Raw genomic sequence first — 17,492 nt, 5'->3', positions numbered from 1 at the left:
CGCCCGCGGGGATGGCGCTTGGAATCCTTAGGACTTCTTGATCAGGCCGTATACCAACAGCACGATGACGGCGCCGACGACGGAGCCGATCCAGCCCGCGCCCTGGCCGGCCTGATACAGGCCGAGCGCGGTCCCGAGGTAGCCAGCAACGATGGACCCGACGATCCCGAGAATCGTAGTCAGGATAATACCCAGTTTCTGGTCGCCGGGCATGACGGCCCTGGCGATGAGGCCCACGATGAAGCCGACGATGATCATGCCGATGATGCTCATGGGTGGTTCTCCTTGAGAGTGACGGCCCGCGGGAGCGCGGCCCGGCCTGGGTCAGGATAGGCACGCCGTCGGACGCAGTCCAGGCGGCAAAGGTCAAAGAATCTTGAGGAATGTGAGAAATGTTTGCGGTTCGCCGGCGTGCCCGGGGGACAATCGGGCTCTGGATAGAATAACGGGATCGGCGCGGCTTGCGCGAAGAGGACAACGCAGATGTCAGGCAAGAAGGGAACGCGGATCGAGGCGATCAGGATTTCGAGGCCGAAGTCGCTGGCGGTGCTGGTGGCCGAGCGCCTCAGGGAGGCCATTTTTCGTGCGGAACTGGCGCTGGGCGAGGCGCTGTCCGAGGAAAAGATCGCCACGGCGATGAACGTCAGCCGCACGCCGGTGCGCGAGGCCTTGACCTTGTTGCAGTTGCAGGGCCTCATCACCATCATTCCGCAAAGCGGCAGCTTCGTGTTCAAGCCGGACGTGCAGGACATGGCCGAACTGGTCCAGTACCGCTTGATGCTCGAAACCCAGGCGGCCCCCATGGCCCTCGCGCACGACCCGGCCGGGGCGCGGGCCGCCCTGGAACGTGCGATCCGGTCGATGGTCAAGGCGCGCCAGAAAGGGGACGCCTTGCAGTACGCCGACGCCGATCGCATGTTCCACAATGTGTTCTTCGATTATTGCGGCAACCACTATGTGCGCGAAGCCTACGAAATTTGCTCGGGCCGCGTGACGGCGCTGCGTGCCCATTTGTCGGGGGCGCTGGAGATGCACCGCGACCGCACTTTTGCCGAGCACCAGCGGATCGCCGAGGCCTTTGCGGACGGCGACCGCGACGCGCTGGTCGGGGCGCTGGGCGGCCATATCGGCGCCATGACCGACAACTATACCCGCGCGCTGGGCGCCTTGAAAAAATAAGCCTTCGGGGACACTACACTGTTCGCCGCCGGACCGATGGGCCGGGTCCCGCATGTTGCGGGCCCGGCTTTCTTGATTCTGGATGGCTTGCGTACCCGAGGAACAATTAATTTATTGACATACTGTACCTCAGATCCTAAGCTGTGACGGACGCCCTTGGCGGCGATCTGAAAACGAAAACGATCCAGGAGCAGACATGACAATGCGATTTGCAAAAGTGGCCGTCGCGTGCGCCGCCTACCTGATCTCGACAGGCGCCTTGGCGGCCGATGCCATCGTCCTGCGAGTGGCGCACACCATGCCCGAGAGCCATAGCTACCAGAAATGGGTGGAGGCTTTCCGCGCCGATCTCGACAAGCGCGTACCCGGCCGCATCGAGGTCAAGGTATTTCCCAGCGCCCAGCTGGGCACCGAAACCGAATACCTCGAGGGCATGAAGCTCGGCACGCTGGACGGTGCGGTGGTGGGCCGCCACGGCCAAATCGATCCCCGGCTGGATGTGCTGAACTTGCCGATGATCTTCCGGGACGAGGCCCATAAGGATGCGGTCATGCGCTCGGGCTCGGCGCTGAACCAGCGGCTGGACCAGATCATGTACGACAAAGGCTACAAGGTACTGGGCTGGGGCGAGCTCGGTTTCCGCGACATCACGACCCGGGACAAGCCGCTGCACAAGGCGTCCGATCTGGCCGGGATCGATATCCGGGTGCCCAATGTGGAGCCCTGGCTGTACGCCTTCAAGCAATGGGGCGCCAATCCGACGCCCATGGATTTCTCCGAGGTCTATTCTGCCCTGCAGCAGGGGGTGATCAATGCCCAGGAAAACCCGCCCGAGATCATCTACACCTCCAAGTTCTATGAGGTGCAGAAATACATGAACCTCACACACCATGCCAGCATTCCGTGCGAATTCATCGTCTCGCGCCGGTTCTGGGAAAAATTGCCGGCCGACCTGCAGGAGGCCGTCATGCAGGCGGCGACGACCAGCCGCGATGCGCAGGTCCGCCTGTCGCGCGAATCCAATGCGGGGCTCATCAGCCAGCTGGGTGAAAAAGGCATGACGATCGTCCAGGACGTGGACCGCGATTCCTTCCGCGAGGGGGCCGAAAAGACCTACGCCAAATACGGCGATGTGATCGGGACGGATTTGATCCAGGCCGTGGTCGACGCGAGGTAGTCCATGACGATGCTGTGCAAGGTCCTGCGGGTGCTCGTGGGGCTGTTGATGGTATCGCTGGTCTGCGTGGTGGCTCTGGGAATCTTCTATCGCTATGCGCTGCAGGATTCCCTGTATTGGGCCACCGAGGTGCCGAATTTCCTGATGATCTGGATCGTCATGCTGGGCAGCGTGGTGGCGTTCCACGAGCGCGGGCACATCGCCTTCACTTTGCTGGGGCAGTCCCTGGGCGGCCGCCGGCAAGCCCTGCTGGAATGCGTGTGCGCCGTGGTGGTGCTGGTGCTGCTGGGGGTGCTGGTATTCAGCGGCGCCATCGTGGTCGAGGACACCATGCACAGCCTGTCCGAGGCGCTGCGCATCCCCAAGGGCTACATCTATGCCAGCCTGCCGATCTGCGCGGCCCTCATGATGGTCAGCGCGTTTGGCCAGCTGTACGCCTGCGCACGCCGCCTCTGGAGCTGAACCTTGATTCTCACCCTCGCGCTCGTTTTCCTGGTCACGCTGATCATCGGCGTGCCCATTGCCTTCGGCATGGGCTTCGCCGCGGTGGCGGCGATCTTTCTGGATGGTTCGTTTCCGCTGGAGATCGTGCCCCACAAGATGGTCAACGCCGTCAATTCTTTTCCGCTCGTGGCGGTGCCGCTGTTCATCCTGGCCGGCGCCCTGGCCGGTGAGACCAGCATCGCCGGCCGCCTGGTGCGCTTTGCGGATGCGCTGCTGGGGCACATCCGGGGCGGGCTGGGCCATGTCAATGTCGCTTCGTCGATTTTCTTCGGCGGCATTTCGGGTTCGGCCGTGGCCGATACCGCGGCGATCGGCAGCCTGATGATTCCCGCGATGGAAAAGCAGGGCTATTCCCGGCGCGACGCCGGCGCCATCACCATCTGTTCCTCGCCCATCGGCATCCTGATTCCGCCCAGCATTCCCATGGTGCTCTACGGCGTGACGGTCAGCTCCTCGATCGGCGCGCTGTTCCTGGCGGGGCTGGTACCCGGAGTCCTGACCGGCCTCATGCTGATGGGCGCGGTCTACGCCATGTCCCGGAAGAAGGGCTGGCCCCAGCGCGCCTCGCGGGCGCCCATGCCGGAGCTGTGGAAGGCATTTCGCGAGGCGATCCTGTCGCTGCTGCTGCCGGTGTTCCTGCTGGGGGCGATCATCACCGGCCTGACCACCGCGACCGAGGCCGGGGTGATCGGCGTGCTCTATGCCTTCATTCTCGGCGGCTTCGTCTACAAGGATTACCCGCTGAGGGATTTCTTCAGGATATTCGTGGACTCGGCCATCAATACGGCGATCCCGGTGTTCGTGCTGTCGGCGACGTCTGTCGCCGCCTGGATCGTCGCGGTAGAGCAATTTCCGCAGGCCCTGGTCGGTTTCTTCGAGGCGATGGATTTGGGCAAGGTCGCCGTCCTGCTGTCCATCAACGTCTTTCTGTTGTTCGTGGGCATGGTGATGGATCTGGTGCCCGCATTGATCCTGTTCGCGCCCATCCTGCTGCCGGTGGCGCAGGCGGTCGGCGTCGACCCGATCCAGTTCGGGGTGATCATGGTGATGAATCTGGGTGTCGGCCTGGTGACACCGCCCGTGGGCAACTGCCTCTACCTGGGGGCGGTGATCGCCAAGGTCGACCTGCTGGTCCTGATGCGCGCCTCGCTGCCATTCCTCGCCGTCAATCTCGTCACCTTGCTCATCGTCACCTATGTGCCGCAGATCAGTCTTTTCCTGCCGTCGCTGTTCTACTGAGTGTGCCGCTGAATCCAGCCACCTGCCATCAAAGGAGATCTATTCATGTCCGGTTTGCTGGGTCGCGGTGTGCTGGTGAATTGGGGCGGTGTGCAGGCCGCCTCCGAGGCGGACTACAACGCGTGGCACAGCCTCGAGCACATGCCCGAGCGCCTGTCCGTGCCCGGCTTCAGGCGCGGCAGGCGCTGTCAGGCGCTGGATGGAGCGCCGGAATCCCTGCGCTATTTCATGATGTACGAGGCGGACGAGCCGCAGGTTTTCGTCTCCGAGCCGTATCTGGCGCGGCTCAACGATCCGACACCCTGGACGCGGCGCATTCTGTCGGTCTACATTGCGCCTTCGCGCACGGTCTGCCGGGTGCTGGCCAGCGAGGGACGCGGCACGGGCGGGTGGCTGGCGACGCTGCAATTCGGCCAGGCGGCCCCCGCCTTGCCGGATGAATCCCGCTTGATTGCCGGGGTGCGCGAGACCATGGGCCTGCCCGGCATCCTGGGCGCCCACGTGCTGCGTGGGGATTCGTCACTGGGCCAGCAGCCCACCGCGGAAAAGACGTTTCGCGAAAGCGGCGGCGAACCGGACCGCACGGTGGCGCTCGCTTTGCTGATCGACGGCTTGGACCGTGACAGCACCCAGGCGGCCCTGGATTCCGCACTGGATGGCTTGAGCGATGCGCAGCGCCGCTGCGCGACCGCCACCTTGTACCGCACGCAGCATGTGCTCGCGGACGCCGACGTTGCGCGGGGGGCGGCCTTGTGAAGGTGCTGTTGACGGGCGGCGGTGGTTTCATAGGCGCCTGGATCGCCCGGCGGCTGGCCGCTCGCGGCATGGCCCTGCGCATCCTCGACGTGGGCATCCGCCGCGAGACCCTGGAACAAGTCTGCGGTCCGGCGCTGGTCGACAGGTTCGAATGGGTGATCGCGGACGTCGCCGATACCGGCGCGGTGCGCGCGGCCGCCCGCGGGTGTGACGCATTGATCCACTTGGCGGGCATGCTGACGCCGGGGTGTCGGGCCGATCCCGTCCTGGGCGCGAAGGTGAACGTGATCGGCCTGCTCAACGTATTCCTGGCGGCCAGGTCCGAAGGCATCGGCCGTGTCCTGTACATGAGCAGCGCCGGTGTCTTCGGACCCGACGGCGGACAGGCCCCGAGCCCCATCACGCATTACGGGGCTTTCAAGCTGGCCGGCGAACATTGCGCGGCGGCCTTCTGGGCGGATGACGGCCTGCCCAGCATCGGCTTCCGGCCCTACGTCGTTTACGGCCTGGGCCGCGAGGACGGCCTGTCGGCCGGCCCCAGCCTGGCCTGCCGGGCGGCAGCGCGTGGGCAGCCCTACACCATCCCTTTTACCGGTGAATTCGACATCATCCACGTGGATGACGTCGCCGCCGCTTTCGAATCGGCCCTGGAGGCGCCGGCGACGGGGGCGCACCGCATCGACCTGGTCGGTGCATCGGCGCGGGCCGAGGACATCATCGAGGCGATACGCAAGGTCGTGCCGGATGCGGTGATCGCGGCCGAGGGGCCGCCCATGCCGATCCGCCTGCCGGTCCACCTTCAGGGGCCGGCGGCCTTGTTGCCGGACTGGTCGGCCCGGCCATTGGCCCTTGGCATCGCGCAGACCATCGAGGCCTATCGGCCGGCGGACGGTGCGGCATGACGTCGGACGATCGCCGATTCGCGGGCCAGGTGGCGATCGTCACCGGCGGCGTGCGCGGCGTCGGCTTGGGCATTGCCCATCGATTGGCGCTGGAGGGCGCGCGGGTGGTGCTGTGGGATGTGGACTGCCGGGGTTTCAGTATCGCGGATGCCGGTTTCCGGCCGGCCTGGACGGATCAGGTGGATGTCGCCGACGAGGTCTCGGTGGCGCGAGGCATGCAGCGTGTGCTCGACGAGCTGGGCAGGGTGGACGTCCTCGTCAACAACGCCGGCGTCAATGGCCGGGTCGCCGACGTGCAGGACTATGGCCTGGACGAATGGCAGCGCGTATTGCGGGTGAATCTGGATGGCGTCTTTCTGTGCTGCCGTGCGGCGGTGCCCGCTATGCGCGTCCGGGGCTATGGGCGCATCGTGAACGTGGCCTCGATCGCCGGCAAGGAAGGCGTGCCGGGCATCGCGGCTTACGCCGCCTCCAAGGCCGGGGTGATCGGCCTGACCAAGTCCCTGGCGCGCGAGCTGATCGGTACGGGGATCCTGGTGAACTGCCTGGCGCCCGTCATGGTCGAGACGGACCTGCTCAAGCAGATGACGCCCGGGCACATCGAGCGCAGCAAGGCCAAGATTCCGATGGGCCGCCTGTTGCAGATCCCCGAGCTGGCCGCTGTGGCGGCCTTCGCGGCCAGCCCGGAATGCTCCTTTACCACCGGGTTCACGTTCGATGCCTCGGGGGGCAGGGCGACGTACTGAGTGCGGCCGGTCCGGGTAGACTGTAGCGGTATGAAGGAGCCCCCATGACTGCACCCGGCAATCACCCCGACGGCGACGCCAAGGCCCGGCGCCTGTTCGTGGCCTTGTGGCCCGGCCCCGCCACTGCGCGCGCCCTGGCGGGCCGCGTCGGACGTGCGCGCGCAGTGTGCGGCGGCAGGCCGATGCGCACGGATACCCTGCACCTGACCCTGGCTTTCCTCGGGACGGTCGCGGGCGACCGTGTCCCCGCCCTGAGCGGCATGATCCGGCAATGGGCGCCGCGCGGCGGCGAACTGGTCATTGACCGTGTCGGGCGCTTCGATGGTCCGCGCATCGTCTGGGCCGGGCCGTCGCACCCGTGGCCCGCATGGCTGGATACCCTGCACGCCGACCTCTGGGCACGCCTGGAGCGCCTGGGTTTTCCGGCAACCAGCGATCGTTTCCGGCCTCATGTGTCGCTGTTGCGCAAGGCCGGGCCGGGGGATCTGTCCGTCCTGAACGCGGAACGCCCCATCGTCTGGCGGCCGCGGCGTTGCGTTCTCGTGGCATCCGTGCCGCGCGAGACCGGCTCGTACTACGAGGCGCTGGCCGAATGCGCAATGGCGCGGGACGGCATCCTATAATTCCGGCTTGTCCGGATCGCTGCGGCGGCGCCGCCGTTCTTTGCCATGAAACCTCCCCGCATGCCGCGTCTTGCCGTCCTCGAGCCGGTGGTGATGCTGGCGACGGTGGTGCAGTGGATGGTCCTTGCCACGATCGTCGGCGGTGTGGTGGGTTCGGGTGTCAGCATCTTTCTGCACATCCTGTTTTTCTTCACCGACCGCTCGACGGGCATCCCCTTGTGGGTGCAGACGGTGCTGCTGCCCCTCGGCGGCCTGGCCAATGGCCTGCTGCTGTATTACGGCTATCGCGCCGGTGCCGGCGGACTGAAGGACTCGATCCAGGCGGCCGTCTTCGAGCAGGGCGGCCGGATGCCGCTGCGCACGATGCTGATCAAGCCCGTCGCCGCCATCATCACACTGGGTTGCGGCGGTTCCGCGGGCAAGGAAGGGCCCTGCTCGCACCTGGGCGCATCGCTGGGTTCGGCCATCGGCCGCCTGTTCCGGCTCAATGCCGAATTGCAGCAACGCATCGTCGCCTGCGGCGTCAGCGCGGGCTTTGCCAGTGTCTTCGGGACCCCGATCGCCGGCGCCCTCTATGGCATCGAGATGCTGGCCATCGGCCGGATCCGTCATGATTTCCTGTTTCCGGCGATGATTGCGGGGGTTTCCGCGTTCCAGGCCAGCAAGGCCTGGGGCATCCCTTACGAATACTACGATGTCGGGGGCTTGCCGGCGTTTTCCGAATTATTGTTCGTCAAGACCGTGCTGATCGGCATGCTCAGCGGGGTCGTGGCGCGGATATTCGTGGACATGGTGTTCGGCGTGCGGCGGCTATGCCTGCGCATCCAGACGCGCTGGGGCGTCTGGCCGCCGCTCATGCCTTTGGCCGGAGGTGTTGTGCTGGCGGCGCTGGTGCAGTTCATTCCCGTCGATTACCTGGGGCTCAGCCTGCCGCTGATGGACCGCGCGCTGGACGGCGAGGCCATGCCTTATGCGGGATTCTTCTGGAAGGTCCTCCTGGTGGCCATTACCCTCGGATCCGGGTTTTATGGGGGGATCGTGACGCCGCAATTCGTGATCGGCGCCGTGGCCGGCAATGCCTTTGCGCACCTGTTCGGCATCAGCCCGACACTGGGCGCGGCGGTGGGGCTGGTCGCGGTCGTGGCGGCGGCGTCGAACACGCCGCTGGCGGCCATCCTCATGGGCGTGGAACTGTTCGGCGGCGTGGTCGGCACCATTTACGTGGCCGGCGCGGCCATCGCCGCCTACCTGATCGTCGGCCACCGCAGTGTCTATCCCGACCAGCGGCTGGCCTATGCGAAGTCCTCCTGGATGCGGGTGCGCGCCGACGTGCCCGTCGGCCAGGAAAAGGTGCGTCTGTCGCACGGCTTGTTGCGCTGGTGGAGCGGGCGGCGCAAGAGACCGCCCCCCGGCTGACGCAGGCGCGAGCGACGTCCCCGATGCCGACTTATTGCAGTTCGATGGTGATCGTTGCGCCCTCCCTCGGCAGTTCGAAGCGCGCCTCCTCGAAGCGCGCGGCGCGCATCACGGGCTTGGGGTTGTTGGAGTACCCGTAGGGCTTTTTGGGCTTGCCCAACAGCCCGGTCTCGAGCGTGCCGCTGTCGTCGTCATCATGGTAGACGGCAACGGCGTATTGGCCTGCCGGCAGGCCCTCGATCGTGGTGGCGCACAGGCCGCTGGCCTCGTCGATGGGCACGCGGGTGCGGTGGACCGCCAGGCCGCCGTCCAGGGGAAATCCCGCGCCGGGCGCGGCGAACACGGCAATGGCCATGAGGCCGCCGGTGCTGCGTGCGCCGGTGACCTCGATATGGAGGTTCGCCGCATGGGCCCACGGCAGCCAGGCCAGGGTCGCTGCGAGCAGTGTGCGGGCGAGCTTGCGGGACGGGGATATGAAAGTAAAACGAAGGGTCATGCCGATTGCCAGTATCCATGGAAACTCAGTGGTGTGGGGTGCTCCAGCCAGATGCGCGCCACCGGCCCGTCGGCCAAGGCGTCGCTGGGAAAAACCCCCAGGAACGATGTCCCGCTGTCGCCGTCCAGGCCCAGGGACAGCAGCCATCCGCGCTCGTCGCGCGCGGCCGGATCGGGCACGAAGACCGGTTCGCCCAGGTGGGTCCGCGGTCCCAGGTCGATGACGTCGGCGCGGCCGCCGGCGGTGTCGATGCGCGCGAGGCCGCTATGGAACACCGAAGGTCCCGGCGCGGTCGTGACGTAGGCGTATCGGTGTGCGCGCGTGGCCGCGCGCGGATCGACGATGGGGAATTCGCAATTGCGCTCGGAGAGGATGTTCTCGGTGACCCGCCGGTGCGCCGGATCGATCACGTAGCGGCGCAGCAGGCCTGGATGGCGCGCCTCGCCCGTAGCGCCCAGCATGATCTGCCGGAACGCCGCGCGTTCGCCGATGAAGTGGTCGGGCGCCGCATAGCCGACGAAATCCGCCACGATCGTTCCGCCCTGCTCGTAGGCGTTCAGGCTGTGCCACATGAAGCTGGCGGGTGCCTCGAGGACGCGCACGGGCGATTGCCCCGAACGGTCGATCACCAGCAGCAGGTTGCCCCGCGCGGCATCCCAATGGAGGCTTTCCGTAAAGCTGCGCAGGCCCGCCAGGTAAGCCGGCAGGGACAGCTCGATCGGATGCAGCAGGATCAGCGCGTGATGCTCGGTCAGGAACCAGTCGTGGATATAGGAGGCGCGTGGCGAGACGATGCGCTGGTGGCGCCTCAATGTGCCATCGGCCGCATGCTCCACCAGGTGGATGTGGTTGCGCGGGCCATGCTGGAAGGCGATCAGCGCCCAGTCCCCGGTGTTCGGGTCGGTCTTGGTGTGGGCCTTGAAGTCCAGGGGCACGCCGGCCGGGCCGAGAGCCTGTTCGCCCAGGGTGTCGAGGCTGTGTGGATCGAGGCCGTAGGGCTGGCCGACCTCGTCGAAGGCATACAGGCGGTCGTTCCTGTGCACGACGGTGACGCCCGCCTGCGAGCGGATGCGGTTTCCGGCATTGCGCCAGGGGCCGCCGGGCGCGCGCGTGGTCCAGGTCGGCCGGGTATAGCGGCCCGCCTGCTGTTCCTCCAGGAATTTTGCGGTGCGCACATAGCGGTTGCGATAGCGCACCCCGTCCCCGCCGAAATCGAAGGCCTGGATCATGCCGTCGCCGTCCAGCAGGTGACGTTTGCGCAGGCCGCCCCGGTCGAAGCGTCCCGGACCGTTGCGGTAGAGCGTGCCGCGCAGAGCGGCGGGCAGCCGGCCCTCCACGCGGGGGCGGTAGTCGTGCTCGGTGTCGAGCGTGGTGGCCAGGCCCGCAAGCCATGGCTGTCCGGAAGGCGGGGCGGCGCGTGTCATCGGGGCTGCGGAAAGGGGGGAACTATTGCCGCATTGTCCTGTAGCCCCGATGGAAAGTAAACCGCGGCGGGGCGGCAGCCGCCCCCGCGGCGACTCAGCCGCCGACGATACCGCCGTCGCGCCGCCAGATGACGACGGTCGCCGGGCGCGGCCGCGTGGCCGCCGGGCCGTCGGGCCAGGTGGACACCGACAAGGGCTGCGCCTGGGCGTCGGCCAGGTCGGGCCCCTCGCCCGGATGCTGGATATTGATGAATACGAAGCGCTGGTCGGGCGTCCAGGTGATGCCGGTGACTTCACAGCCCTTGGGCCCCGTCAGGAACCGCCGCAGCTCGCCCGTCGTCGGGTCGGCGACCAGCATCTGGTTATTGCCCTGTCCGGCATACTCGCCGCCGTTCTTGTAGTTGCCGTCGGTCTGGATCCACAATCGGCCTTGTGGATCGAAACCCAGTCCATCGGGGCTGTTGAAGGTGTTCTCCCGCGTCACGTTGGCCGAACCCCGGCGGGCGTCGTCCTCGCCGTACACGGTGGGGTTGCCCGCCAGCACGAAGATGTCCCACTGGAATGTGAGGCTTGCCGCGCGATCGTCATCCTCGCGCCAGCGCACGATCTGGCCGTAGATGTTCTTGTCGCGCGGATTGGCGCCGCCGTCGGCGCCGGGGTGCGCCGGGCCGCCCGGCCAGCGCGCCTTGCCGCTGCCGCGGTCGCTGTTGTTGGTCAGGGTCACGTAGGCTGCGCGCGTATGCGGGTGGACGACCACCCATTCCGGACGGTCCATGGGGGTTGCGCCCACCGCATCGGCCGCCTGCCGGGTCTTGATCAGCAGTTCGCCCAGGTTCTCGTTGAAAAGCTCGCCCAGGCGCCGGCCGTCCGGGCCGCGCGTATCCAGCGTCAACGGGATCCAGCGGCCGGTGCCCTGGCCGTCGGCGCCCGCCTCGAAGCGCGCCACGTGCAGCGTGCCGCGCTCCAGCAATTGACGGTTGTGAGCGTCCTGGCCGGGGCGATACTCGCCGTCCGAGACGAACTTGTAGAGGTACTCGCTGCGCTGGTCGTCGCCCATGTAGACGACGACGCGGCGGTCGGCGCTGATGGCCAGGGCCGCGTTCTCGTGCTTGAACCGGCCCAGGGCGGTGAGTTTCCGAGGCGCGGCCTGCGGGTCGAAGGGATCGATCTCGACGATCCAGCCATGGCGGTTGTACTCGTTGGGTTCGTGCGTCCAGTCGAAGCGGGCGTCATGCGTGTCCCAGCGGTAATCGGCGTCGGCCGTCTTGGTGCCGCCCTTGTAGCGCAGCATGTGGCTGCGATAGTCCTCGTCCGGGTAATCGGCCGCGTCCGCGTCCCGTGCGCCGATGCCGAAGTAGTCCGTGAAGTTCTCTTCACAGGTCAGGTAGGTGTTCCAGGGCGTCCAGCCATTGCCGCAATTGCCGAAGGTGCCCAGGACCGTCTCGCCGCTCGGGTCGGTATTCGTGCGCAACAGCGCGTGTCCGGCGGCCGGGCCGGCGATGCGGATGGGGGTGTTGGCGTGGATGCTGCGATTGAACGGCGAATGGGCCACCAGCCGCCAGCCGCCGCCCGATTCCAGGCGAATGTGCGTGACCGAGACGCCTTGCGCATGCTGGGCCTTGCGGATCCAGTCCAGGTTCCATTGCGCGTTGCCGGGCGCGACGCCGCGTGGGAAAAAGTAGTGCGGCGTGACATATTCGTGGTTGGTGACCAGCAGACCCTCGGCCGAGCCGTCCGGCGCGGTGGCGGATTCGATGGGAAAGAAATGCAGGCCGTCATGGTTATAGCCGACCTGCCGGGCCTGGGCATCGCCGCCTTCCGCCGCCGCGCCCGCGAACGCCGGGGAATCCGCGAACAGGGGATCCCCCCAGCGGTTGATGACGGCGTGCGCATAGCCTTCGGGCACGGCCAGCGTGTCCGCGGTGCTCATGGGCACCGCCTTGAAGCCCAGGCCCGCGGCCTTCGGTCCGGGCGTGACGGCCGGCGCCTCCGACGCGCCCGCCGCGGCAGGCAGCAGGCCGCCCAGGAACGTGACTGCGCCCAGGCCCAGGCCGCCCTTGAGGAGGCGCCGCCGGTTGGCGAGGCGTTGCCGCAGCCGCTCTAGCGGTTCGGCGTGGGAGGGATTCGCGGGGACGTCGTCCAGATCGAACTCTTTCATCGGGTGGCCTATCGGTGGGGTGCAATCGGTATGTCCGCGCAAGCCGCGGTTCGCCGACATGATGGCCCAGTGATGTGACCCGATGATGACCGGTGCCCGCAGGGCGACCCTAGCGGGAACCCGCCGAGGCCTCCAGACGCGCCGTCTGGACCAGCAGGATGCCCAACGCAACCAGTGTCATTCCGATCACCGTCCCTGAAGTAAGCGGCTCGTCGAGCACGACCCACGCAATGGCAACGGCGAATCCTGGATTGAGGAAGTGAAAGACACTGGCGCGCGTCGGTCCGATCCACTGGATGAGCCTGAACCACACAAAAGTGGCCAGCAAGCCCGGAATCAGAACGAGGTGGGCAAATGACAAGGCAAGTTCCAGCGTGAAGTTGATGGCATCGGGGGATTCAAAAACGATTCCGAACGGCGCAATCGCCAAGCCGCCCACAAACATTTGCAGTCCGACAATCATCAGTAAATCCCGATCGAAGCGGGCTCGATTGACGATCATCGTCGCAAACGTCAAGGCGCCTAAAGAGCCCAGGCAAAGGACGATGCCCAGCATGGATACTCCGCCGACCACGCGTTCATAGAGCACCGCAACGACGCCGATGGCGCCGCACGCCAACCCCAGTGCTGCCCGTAGATTCAGTCGTTCCCGGCCTAGCGCGGCCGTCGTGGTTGCAACGGCCAGCGGCAGGGCGCTGGCGATGATGGCGGCAAACGCCGAGGGAACCTCACGGATCGCAATAAATATGAGGCCTAGATATATGGCGTTCTGGCTGATACCCAGTGTTCCTATGGCGAGCCAGGTCCTGCGATCACGCGGGATGCGCTGACCTAGCGCCCGGGCGAGTGCGACGGCGATGATCCCCGAGACCAGAAACCGAAGCGTCAGGAGCAGCAGAGACGGGGCGTCGACGACGGCAACCTTCGCCGCCGCGAATGCTGAGGCCCAGAAGAGCGAGAATGCTGCCCCCAGCACAGTGGCCCGCCAAGTGACATGCGAAACGCCCTGAGCATTCGCGGGCTTGGCATCTTGATGCGCCTTTGATTTTCTCTCGCGCGCCGCAACTTCTCTTTGTTGTTCGTGCATGCCGTCTCCGTATTTACCCGCCCCCACCCGAAACGACCGAGCTTAGGCCTTGACCGATGATAAAACCAGATCGTACACTGTGTACATTCAACAATCGACGAAAGTAGCTTGATACTTTTGCTGGAAAGCAAATCCATAGGACAGACGAAATGCCTCTCTTGAATTCCTCATTTGCGGACGGATACATGGCCAGAACCCTGGCCGAAAGCATCGCCTCGAAGATCAGAGAGCAAATCATTTGCGGGGCGCTAGAGCCCGGGCAGGCGCTTGTCCAGGAAGCCATCGCCAACGAACTCAACACCAGCCGCGTGCCGGTACGGGATGCCTTGCACATCCTGGCCGCAGAGGGCCTGGTCCAGATCAAGTCGAACAAAGGCGCGACGGTCATCGAGTTTTCTATTGATGACCTCAAACAGATTTTGAGCATCATCCGGGCCCTGGAGGCACTGGCTACCAGCGAAGGCGTCACTAAGCTTTCGTTGGCTGATCTCAACCAGATGGAGTCGCTGTTGATCAAAATGGAGAGCCAGACTGACAGCATCAGAGAGTGGAACATCTTGAATGACCGATTCCACTCTGCCGGAACCTTATCGGCTTATGGAACCAGGATCCATAGGCTCATCGATAAACATCGGCTCTTGGTGTCCAGGTATTTTCACGATCCGGTGCTGTTCCGCCAGGAGGTCGCTGTGTGGAATGTCCAGCACCGAGAGATCTATGAGGCATGTCGCGCAGGTAATGTCGAGAAGGCGAAGGCTCTCGCCGATCTTCATTGGGAGCACTCCACGGCGGCCTTATTGAAGCATTTGCAGCAGCAGTGAAGTAGCCGACGTCGTCGGCCACAAAATAATTAAACGGAGGAACACAATGTTCAAGAAGGCATTTCTGCTTGGGGCCATGGCGTTTGCGCTGAATGGCGTGGCCCATTCTGCCGAGTACCCGAAAATGACGCTGCGCCTGGCGCATGCGTTTCCCGCCACCACGATACAGTCCAAGACGGATCAGTGGTGGGCGGATGAGATCAAAAAGCGCTCGGACGGCCAAATAACGGTGCGCATATTCTGGGCGGAGTCCCTAGGCAAATCCACCGAAATTCTGGACCTGGTATCGAAGGGCGCTGTCGACCTGGGCGCCACGTTCCCATCTTATTATCCTGCGCAACTGCCGCTGTCGGGTGCGCCGAACGCCTTGCCGATGGTGTTCAGGGACGCTTCGCAAGCGCAGAAGGTCATGACCGCCCTGGCGGAGACGAAACTGCTGGTCGCGGAGCATAAGCGAAACAACGTGCGGCCACTGTTTTATCACAGCTTGAATCGCTACCACACGCTGTGTACGAAGCCTGTCACGACGGTCGACGACTATAAAAATCTGCGAATTCGCAGCTACGGTCAATTCGTCCCCCAACTTTGGGATGCGTTGGGAGCCAAGTCAGTCAATGCCACCACATCCGAGATTTATGACGGCCTGTCCCGCGGGAATCTCGACTGTGCCTATTACTCCTACGACCTGACCTATATATTCAAATTGCATGAGGCGGCCAAACATCAGGGCACGGCGAACTTCGGTGCGCTATCAACCTATCCTATTTACGTCAACGAGACGCTGTGGGAAAAATGGCCTGCCGAGGTGCGTGACCTGATCGCCCAGATCAGCAAGGAAGCCAGCGAGAGGACGGTGAAGGAAGTGCAGGCTGCCGAGGCGGACGCCATAGAAGGCATGAAGGCCGCCGGAGTGACCTTCCACGAGTTCAAGGATGATGAAAAACTGCAAGAGGTTACGCCCGATTTCATGACCTTGTGGCAGACCACAATGGACAAGCAAGGACTGGGCGCCGAGGCCAAGGAAGTTGTGGCGGATTGGCGGGAATTGCTCAAGAAATATTGAGCCGAACCACGCATTGAGCTGAAAAAGGAGAATGACCTTGGCCAAACTAGCCCCTTTTGCGGATTCGATCATCCGTCACCTCGTGAAGCTGTGCTTTTATGTTTCGGCGGCACTGATTGTTCTGCTCGTTCTCATAGGGGCTGGGGACGCGGCGGGTAGCGCCGTGTTCAACCAAGGCATTCCCGCTGCGACGGAATTGTCAGCGGCAATACTGGCCGCGACGGTGGCAACCGCGCTGCCCTATGCGCAGTCCCGCAACGAGCACATCATCGTGGATATCGTCATTGCCTTGATCAAAGGCAAGGTCAGGCGCTATGTCGACATTGTGGCGTATATCGTCAGCACCGCCGTATTCGCCTTGGTGGCGTGGGCGGGCTTCAATAGCGCTGTTGCGAGTACAGCCAACTTGGAGTTTGCCTCCGCCGTATACTCCTTTCCCATCTATCCCTTCAAGATCGCCTTTGCATTCGGTGTCCTTGTGATGCTGCTCGAGACGATTCGGCAAAGTGTTCACGCACTCTCCGGCAAGTCGTCCCTTCCAATATAGCCTCAGGCGCTAAGGTAAATTATGGATCCCATTACGATTGGCACCATCGCGCTTGCCGCGATGATAGGGGCCGTGGCCGGCGGTGTGCCTGTCGGCATCGCCATGATCGGCGTTGCTTCGCTAGGAATGTATCTCTCGGCAGGCTGGCTTTTCATGCTGACGACGCTTGAAACGCTGCCTTTTGCGGTATCGGCGGACTACGCGTTTGTCGTTCTTCCAATGTTCATGTTGATGGGCGCACTAACGTCCCAGACAGGCATAACCGGCGAACTTTATACCGCCGCGCACCGCTGGGTCAGTGGAATGCGTGGAGGCCTGTATTACGCCACCATACTGGCATCAGGCGCCTTTGGCGCGATCAATGGTTCGACAGTGGTGAGCGCGGTTCTTTTCACCAAGATTGCCCTGCCGGAGATGATCAAGCATGGGTACAACAAAGGGATCAGCGCGGCGGCAATCTGTTGCGCAGGCACCTTTGCGGCCCTCATCCCACCCTCTATTGCGCTGATTCTTTACGGCCTTCTCACGAACGAGTCAGTCGGTGCATTATTGATCGCTGGTGTTGTCCCCGGCCTGCTGACCATTGCCATTTACATGCTCGGCGTGGGTGTCATGCTCCGGTTCAAGCCGTCTTGGGCACCAAGTCTTGATGTCAAGTTCAGCTTCAAAGAGAAGATGACGAGCCTGAAGCCGCTGTGGGCGATTGTGATCCTTATTGTTTTGGTCATGGGCGGAATTTATACCGGAGCCATATTCCCGTCGGCCGCAGGCGCCGTAGGATCCGCGGGCGCCATTGTGATTGCGATCATGCGTCGCAGGATGCCGGCCGATAAGTTTTGGGCGGCATTGCGCGAGTCGCTGTCTATCACGGCGGCCCTCTTTCTCATCATTATTGGCGGCCTCCTGTTCTCGCGCTTGTTGTTGGTGTCGGGCTTCGTCAGCACGATCACTGACGTGATGATCGCGATGGAGTTGACTCCGGCGCTTTTCGTCGCGATGGTGATCGTCCTGTATCTGGTTCTGGGCATGTTCGTCGACTCGATTTCTTTGATGGTCATGACGATTCCCGTCCTGCATCCCATTGCAGTGGCCTTTGGACTCGATCCCATATGGTTCGGTGTCGTGATCGTCAAGCTCATCGAACTCGCCGTCATCACACCGCCGGTCGGGTTGAACCTGTATGCGGTGATTGGCGCGTCGGAAGGCAAGGTGTCCAGCGCAGAACTGTTTCGCGGCGTGGTGCCCTTCATTCTATTTGAGTTGGTCACCCTCGCCATCATCATTGCGGTGCCTCAGCTGACGCTGTGGATGCCGGGCCAGATGATGCAGTAAATATATCGCGCGCCGCGGCGGC

At 64.2% G+C, this 17,492-nt stretch carries 18 protein-coding genes; 13 read left to right on the top strand and 5 right to left on the bottom strand.

The annotated features are described in order from the left end of the window. Nucleotides 1-27: 27 nt before the first annotated feature. Nucleotides 28-273 carry a GlsB/YeaQ/YmgE family stress response membrane protein gene (locus tag OOZ48_RS13100; protein WP_269499019.1) on the bottom strand — a complete coding sequence of 82 codons (246 nt, stop codon included), beginning with the start codon at nucleotides 271-273 and terminating at the stop codon, nucleotides 28-30. Nucleotides 274-483: 210 nt separating this feature from the next. On the opposite strand from OOZ48_RS13100, the gene OOZ48_RS13095 reads away from it, so the two are divergent. The 9 genes from OOZ48_RS13095 to OOZ48_RS13055 all read left to right on the top strand — a co-directional run bounded on the left by OOZ48_RS13095 (nucleotide 484) and on the right by OOZ48_RS13055 (nucleotide 8,542). Next, nucleotides 484-1,179 (top strand): GntR family transcriptional regulator, encoded by a 696-nt coding sequence (locus tag OOZ48_RS13095; protein ID WP_269499017.1) that lies wholly within the window; start codon nucleotides 484-486, stop codon nucleotides 1,177-1,179. Between the two features lie 196 nt (nucleotides 1,180-1,375). Then, complete coding sequence (locus OOZ48_RS13090) at nucleotides 1,376-2,356, top strand: TRAP transporter substrate-binding protein (RefSeq protein ID WP_269499015.1); 981 nt, start codon at nucleotides 1,376-1,378, stop codon at nucleotides 2,354-2,356. A gap of 3 nt (nucleotides 2,357-2,359) precedes the next feature. Beyond that, the gene (locus OOZ48_RS13085; RefSeq protein ID WP_269499013.1) at nucleotides 2,360-2,818 is read left to right on the top strand and encodes a TRAP transporter small permease; all 459 of its coding nucleotides are present in this window, start codon (nucleotides 2,360-2,362) and stop codon (nucleotides 2,816-2,818) included. 3 nt (nucleotides 2,819-2,821) lie between these two features. Next, nucleotides 2,822-4,099 carry a TRAP transporter large permease gene (locus tag OOZ48_RS13080; protein ID WP_269499011.1) on the top strand — a complete coding sequence of 426 codons (1,278 nt, stop codon included), beginning with the start codon at nucleotides 2,822-2,824 and terminating at the stop codon, nucleotides 4,097-4,099. Between the two features lie 45 nt (nucleotides 4,100-4,144). Continuing rightward, nucleotides 4,145-4,855, top strand: a complete 711-nt coding sequence (locus OOZ48_RS13075; protein ID WP_269499009.1) for a DUF4286 family protein — start codon at nucleotides 4,145-4,147, stop codon at nucleotides 4,853-4,855. Beyond that, entirely contained in the window at nucleotides 4,852-5,757 is a 906-nt protein-coding gene (locus OOZ48_RS13070; protein WP_269499007.1) for an NAD-dependent epimerase/dehydratase family protein, read from the top strand. Before OOZ48_RS13075 ends, OOZ48_RS13070 begins: the two co-directional genes overlap by 4 nt. After that, a complete protein-coding gene (locus OOZ48_RS13065; RefSeq protein WP_269499005.1) occupies nucleotides 5,754-6,503 on the top strand; it encodes an SDR family NAD(P)-dependent oxidoreductase in 750 nt (249 codons plus the stop codon). The genes OOZ48_RS13070 and OOZ48_RS13065 overlap by 4 nt, the downstream gene beginning before the upstream one ends. Nucleotides 6,504-6,547: 44 nt before the next feature. Then, the gene (thpR, locus tag OOZ48_RS13060) at nucleotides 6,548-7,126 is read left to right on the top strand and encodes an RNA 2',3'-cyclic phosphodiesterase (protein WP_269499003.1); all 579 of its coding nucleotides are present in this window, start codon (nucleotides 6,548-6,550) and stop codon (nucleotides 7,124-7,126) included. Nucleotides 7,127-7,186: 60 nt separating this feature from the next. After that, entirely contained in the window at nucleotides 7,187-8,542 is a 1,356-nt protein-coding gene (locus OOZ48_RS13055) for a chloride channel protein (RefSeq protein WP_269499000.1), read from the top strand. Between the two features lie 31 nt (nucleotides 8,543-8,573). On the opposite strand, the gene OOZ48_RS13050 is transcribed toward OOZ48_RS13055, so the two are convergent. From OOZ48_RS13050 to OOZ48_RS13035, 4 genes are all read right to left on the bottom strand, one after another. Then, nucleotides 8,574-9,038 (bottom strand): DUF2141 domain-containing protein, encoded by a 465-nt coding sequence (locus OOZ48_RS13050; protein ID WP_269498998.1) that lies wholly within the window; start codon nucleotides 9,036-9,038, stop codon nucleotides 8,574-8,576. Further along, entirely contained in the window at nucleotides 9,035-10,462 is a 1,428-nt protein-coding gene (locus OOZ48_RS13045) for a carotenoid oxygenase family protein (protein ID WP_269498997.1), read from the bottom strand. Before OOZ48_RS13045 ends, OOZ48_RS13050 begins: the two co-directional genes overlap by 4 nt. 94 nt (nucleotides 10,463-10,556) lie before the next feature. Next, the gene (locus OOZ48_RS13040; protein ID WP_269498995.1) at nucleotides 10,557-12,620 is read right to left on the bottom strand and encodes a PhoX family protein; all 2,064 of its coding nucleotides are present in this window, start codon (nucleotides 12,618-12,620) and stop codon (nucleotides 10,557-10,559) included. Between the two features lie 109 nt (nucleotides 12,621-12,729). Next, a complete protein-coding gene (locus OOZ48_RS13035) occupies nucleotides 12,730-13,707 on the bottom strand; it encodes a DMT family transporter (RefSeq protein WP_269498993.1) in 978 nt (325 codons plus the stop codon). Between the two features lie 185 nt (nucleotides 13,708-13,892). On the opposite strand from OOZ48_RS13035, the gene OOZ48_RS13030 reads away from it, so the two are divergent. From OOZ48_RS13030 to OOZ48_RS13015, 4 genes are read left to right on the top strand one after another with little or no spacing between them, the layout of a single operon-like run. Next, the gene (locus tag OOZ48_RS13030) at nucleotides 13,893-14,528 is read left to right on the top strand and encodes a GntR family transcriptional regulator (RefSeq protein WP_269498991.1); all 636 of its coding nucleotides are present in this window, start codon (nucleotides 13,893-13,895) and stop codon (nucleotides 14,526-14,528) included. 46 nt (nucleotides 14,529-14,574) lie between these two features. Next, on the top strand, nucleotides 14,575-15,591 hold the full coding sequence (locus OOZ48_RS13025) for a C4-dicarboxylate TRAP transporter substrate-binding protein (protein WP_269498989.1): 1,017 nt from the start codon (nucleotides 14,575-14,577) through the stop codon (nucleotides 15,589-15,591). Between the two features lie 37 nt (nucleotides 15,592-15,628). Continuing rightward, complete coding sequence (locus OOZ48_RS13020) at nucleotides 15,629-16,138, top strand: TRAP transporter small permease subunit (protein ID WP_269498987.1); 510 nt, start codon at nucleotides 15,629-15,631, stop codon at nucleotides 16,136-16,138. A gap of 21 nt (nucleotides 16,139-16,159) precedes the next feature. Continuing rightward, the gene (locus tag OOZ48_RS13015; RefSeq protein ID WP_269498985.1) at nucleotides 16,160-17,470 is read left to right on the top strand and encodes a TRAP transporter large permease; all 1,311 of its coding nucleotides are present in this window, start codon (nucleotides 16,160-16,162) and stop codon (nucleotides 17,468-17,470) included. Nucleotides 17,471-17,492: the final 22 nt, after the last annotated feature.

This window comes from Castellaniella sp. S9 (genome assembly GCF_027257175.1).
Classification (GTDB): Bacteria; Pseudomonadota; Gammaproteobacteria; order Burkholderiales; family Burkholderiaceae_B; genus Castellaniella.
This window is presented reverse-complemented; position numbering and strand designations above follow the sequence as displayed.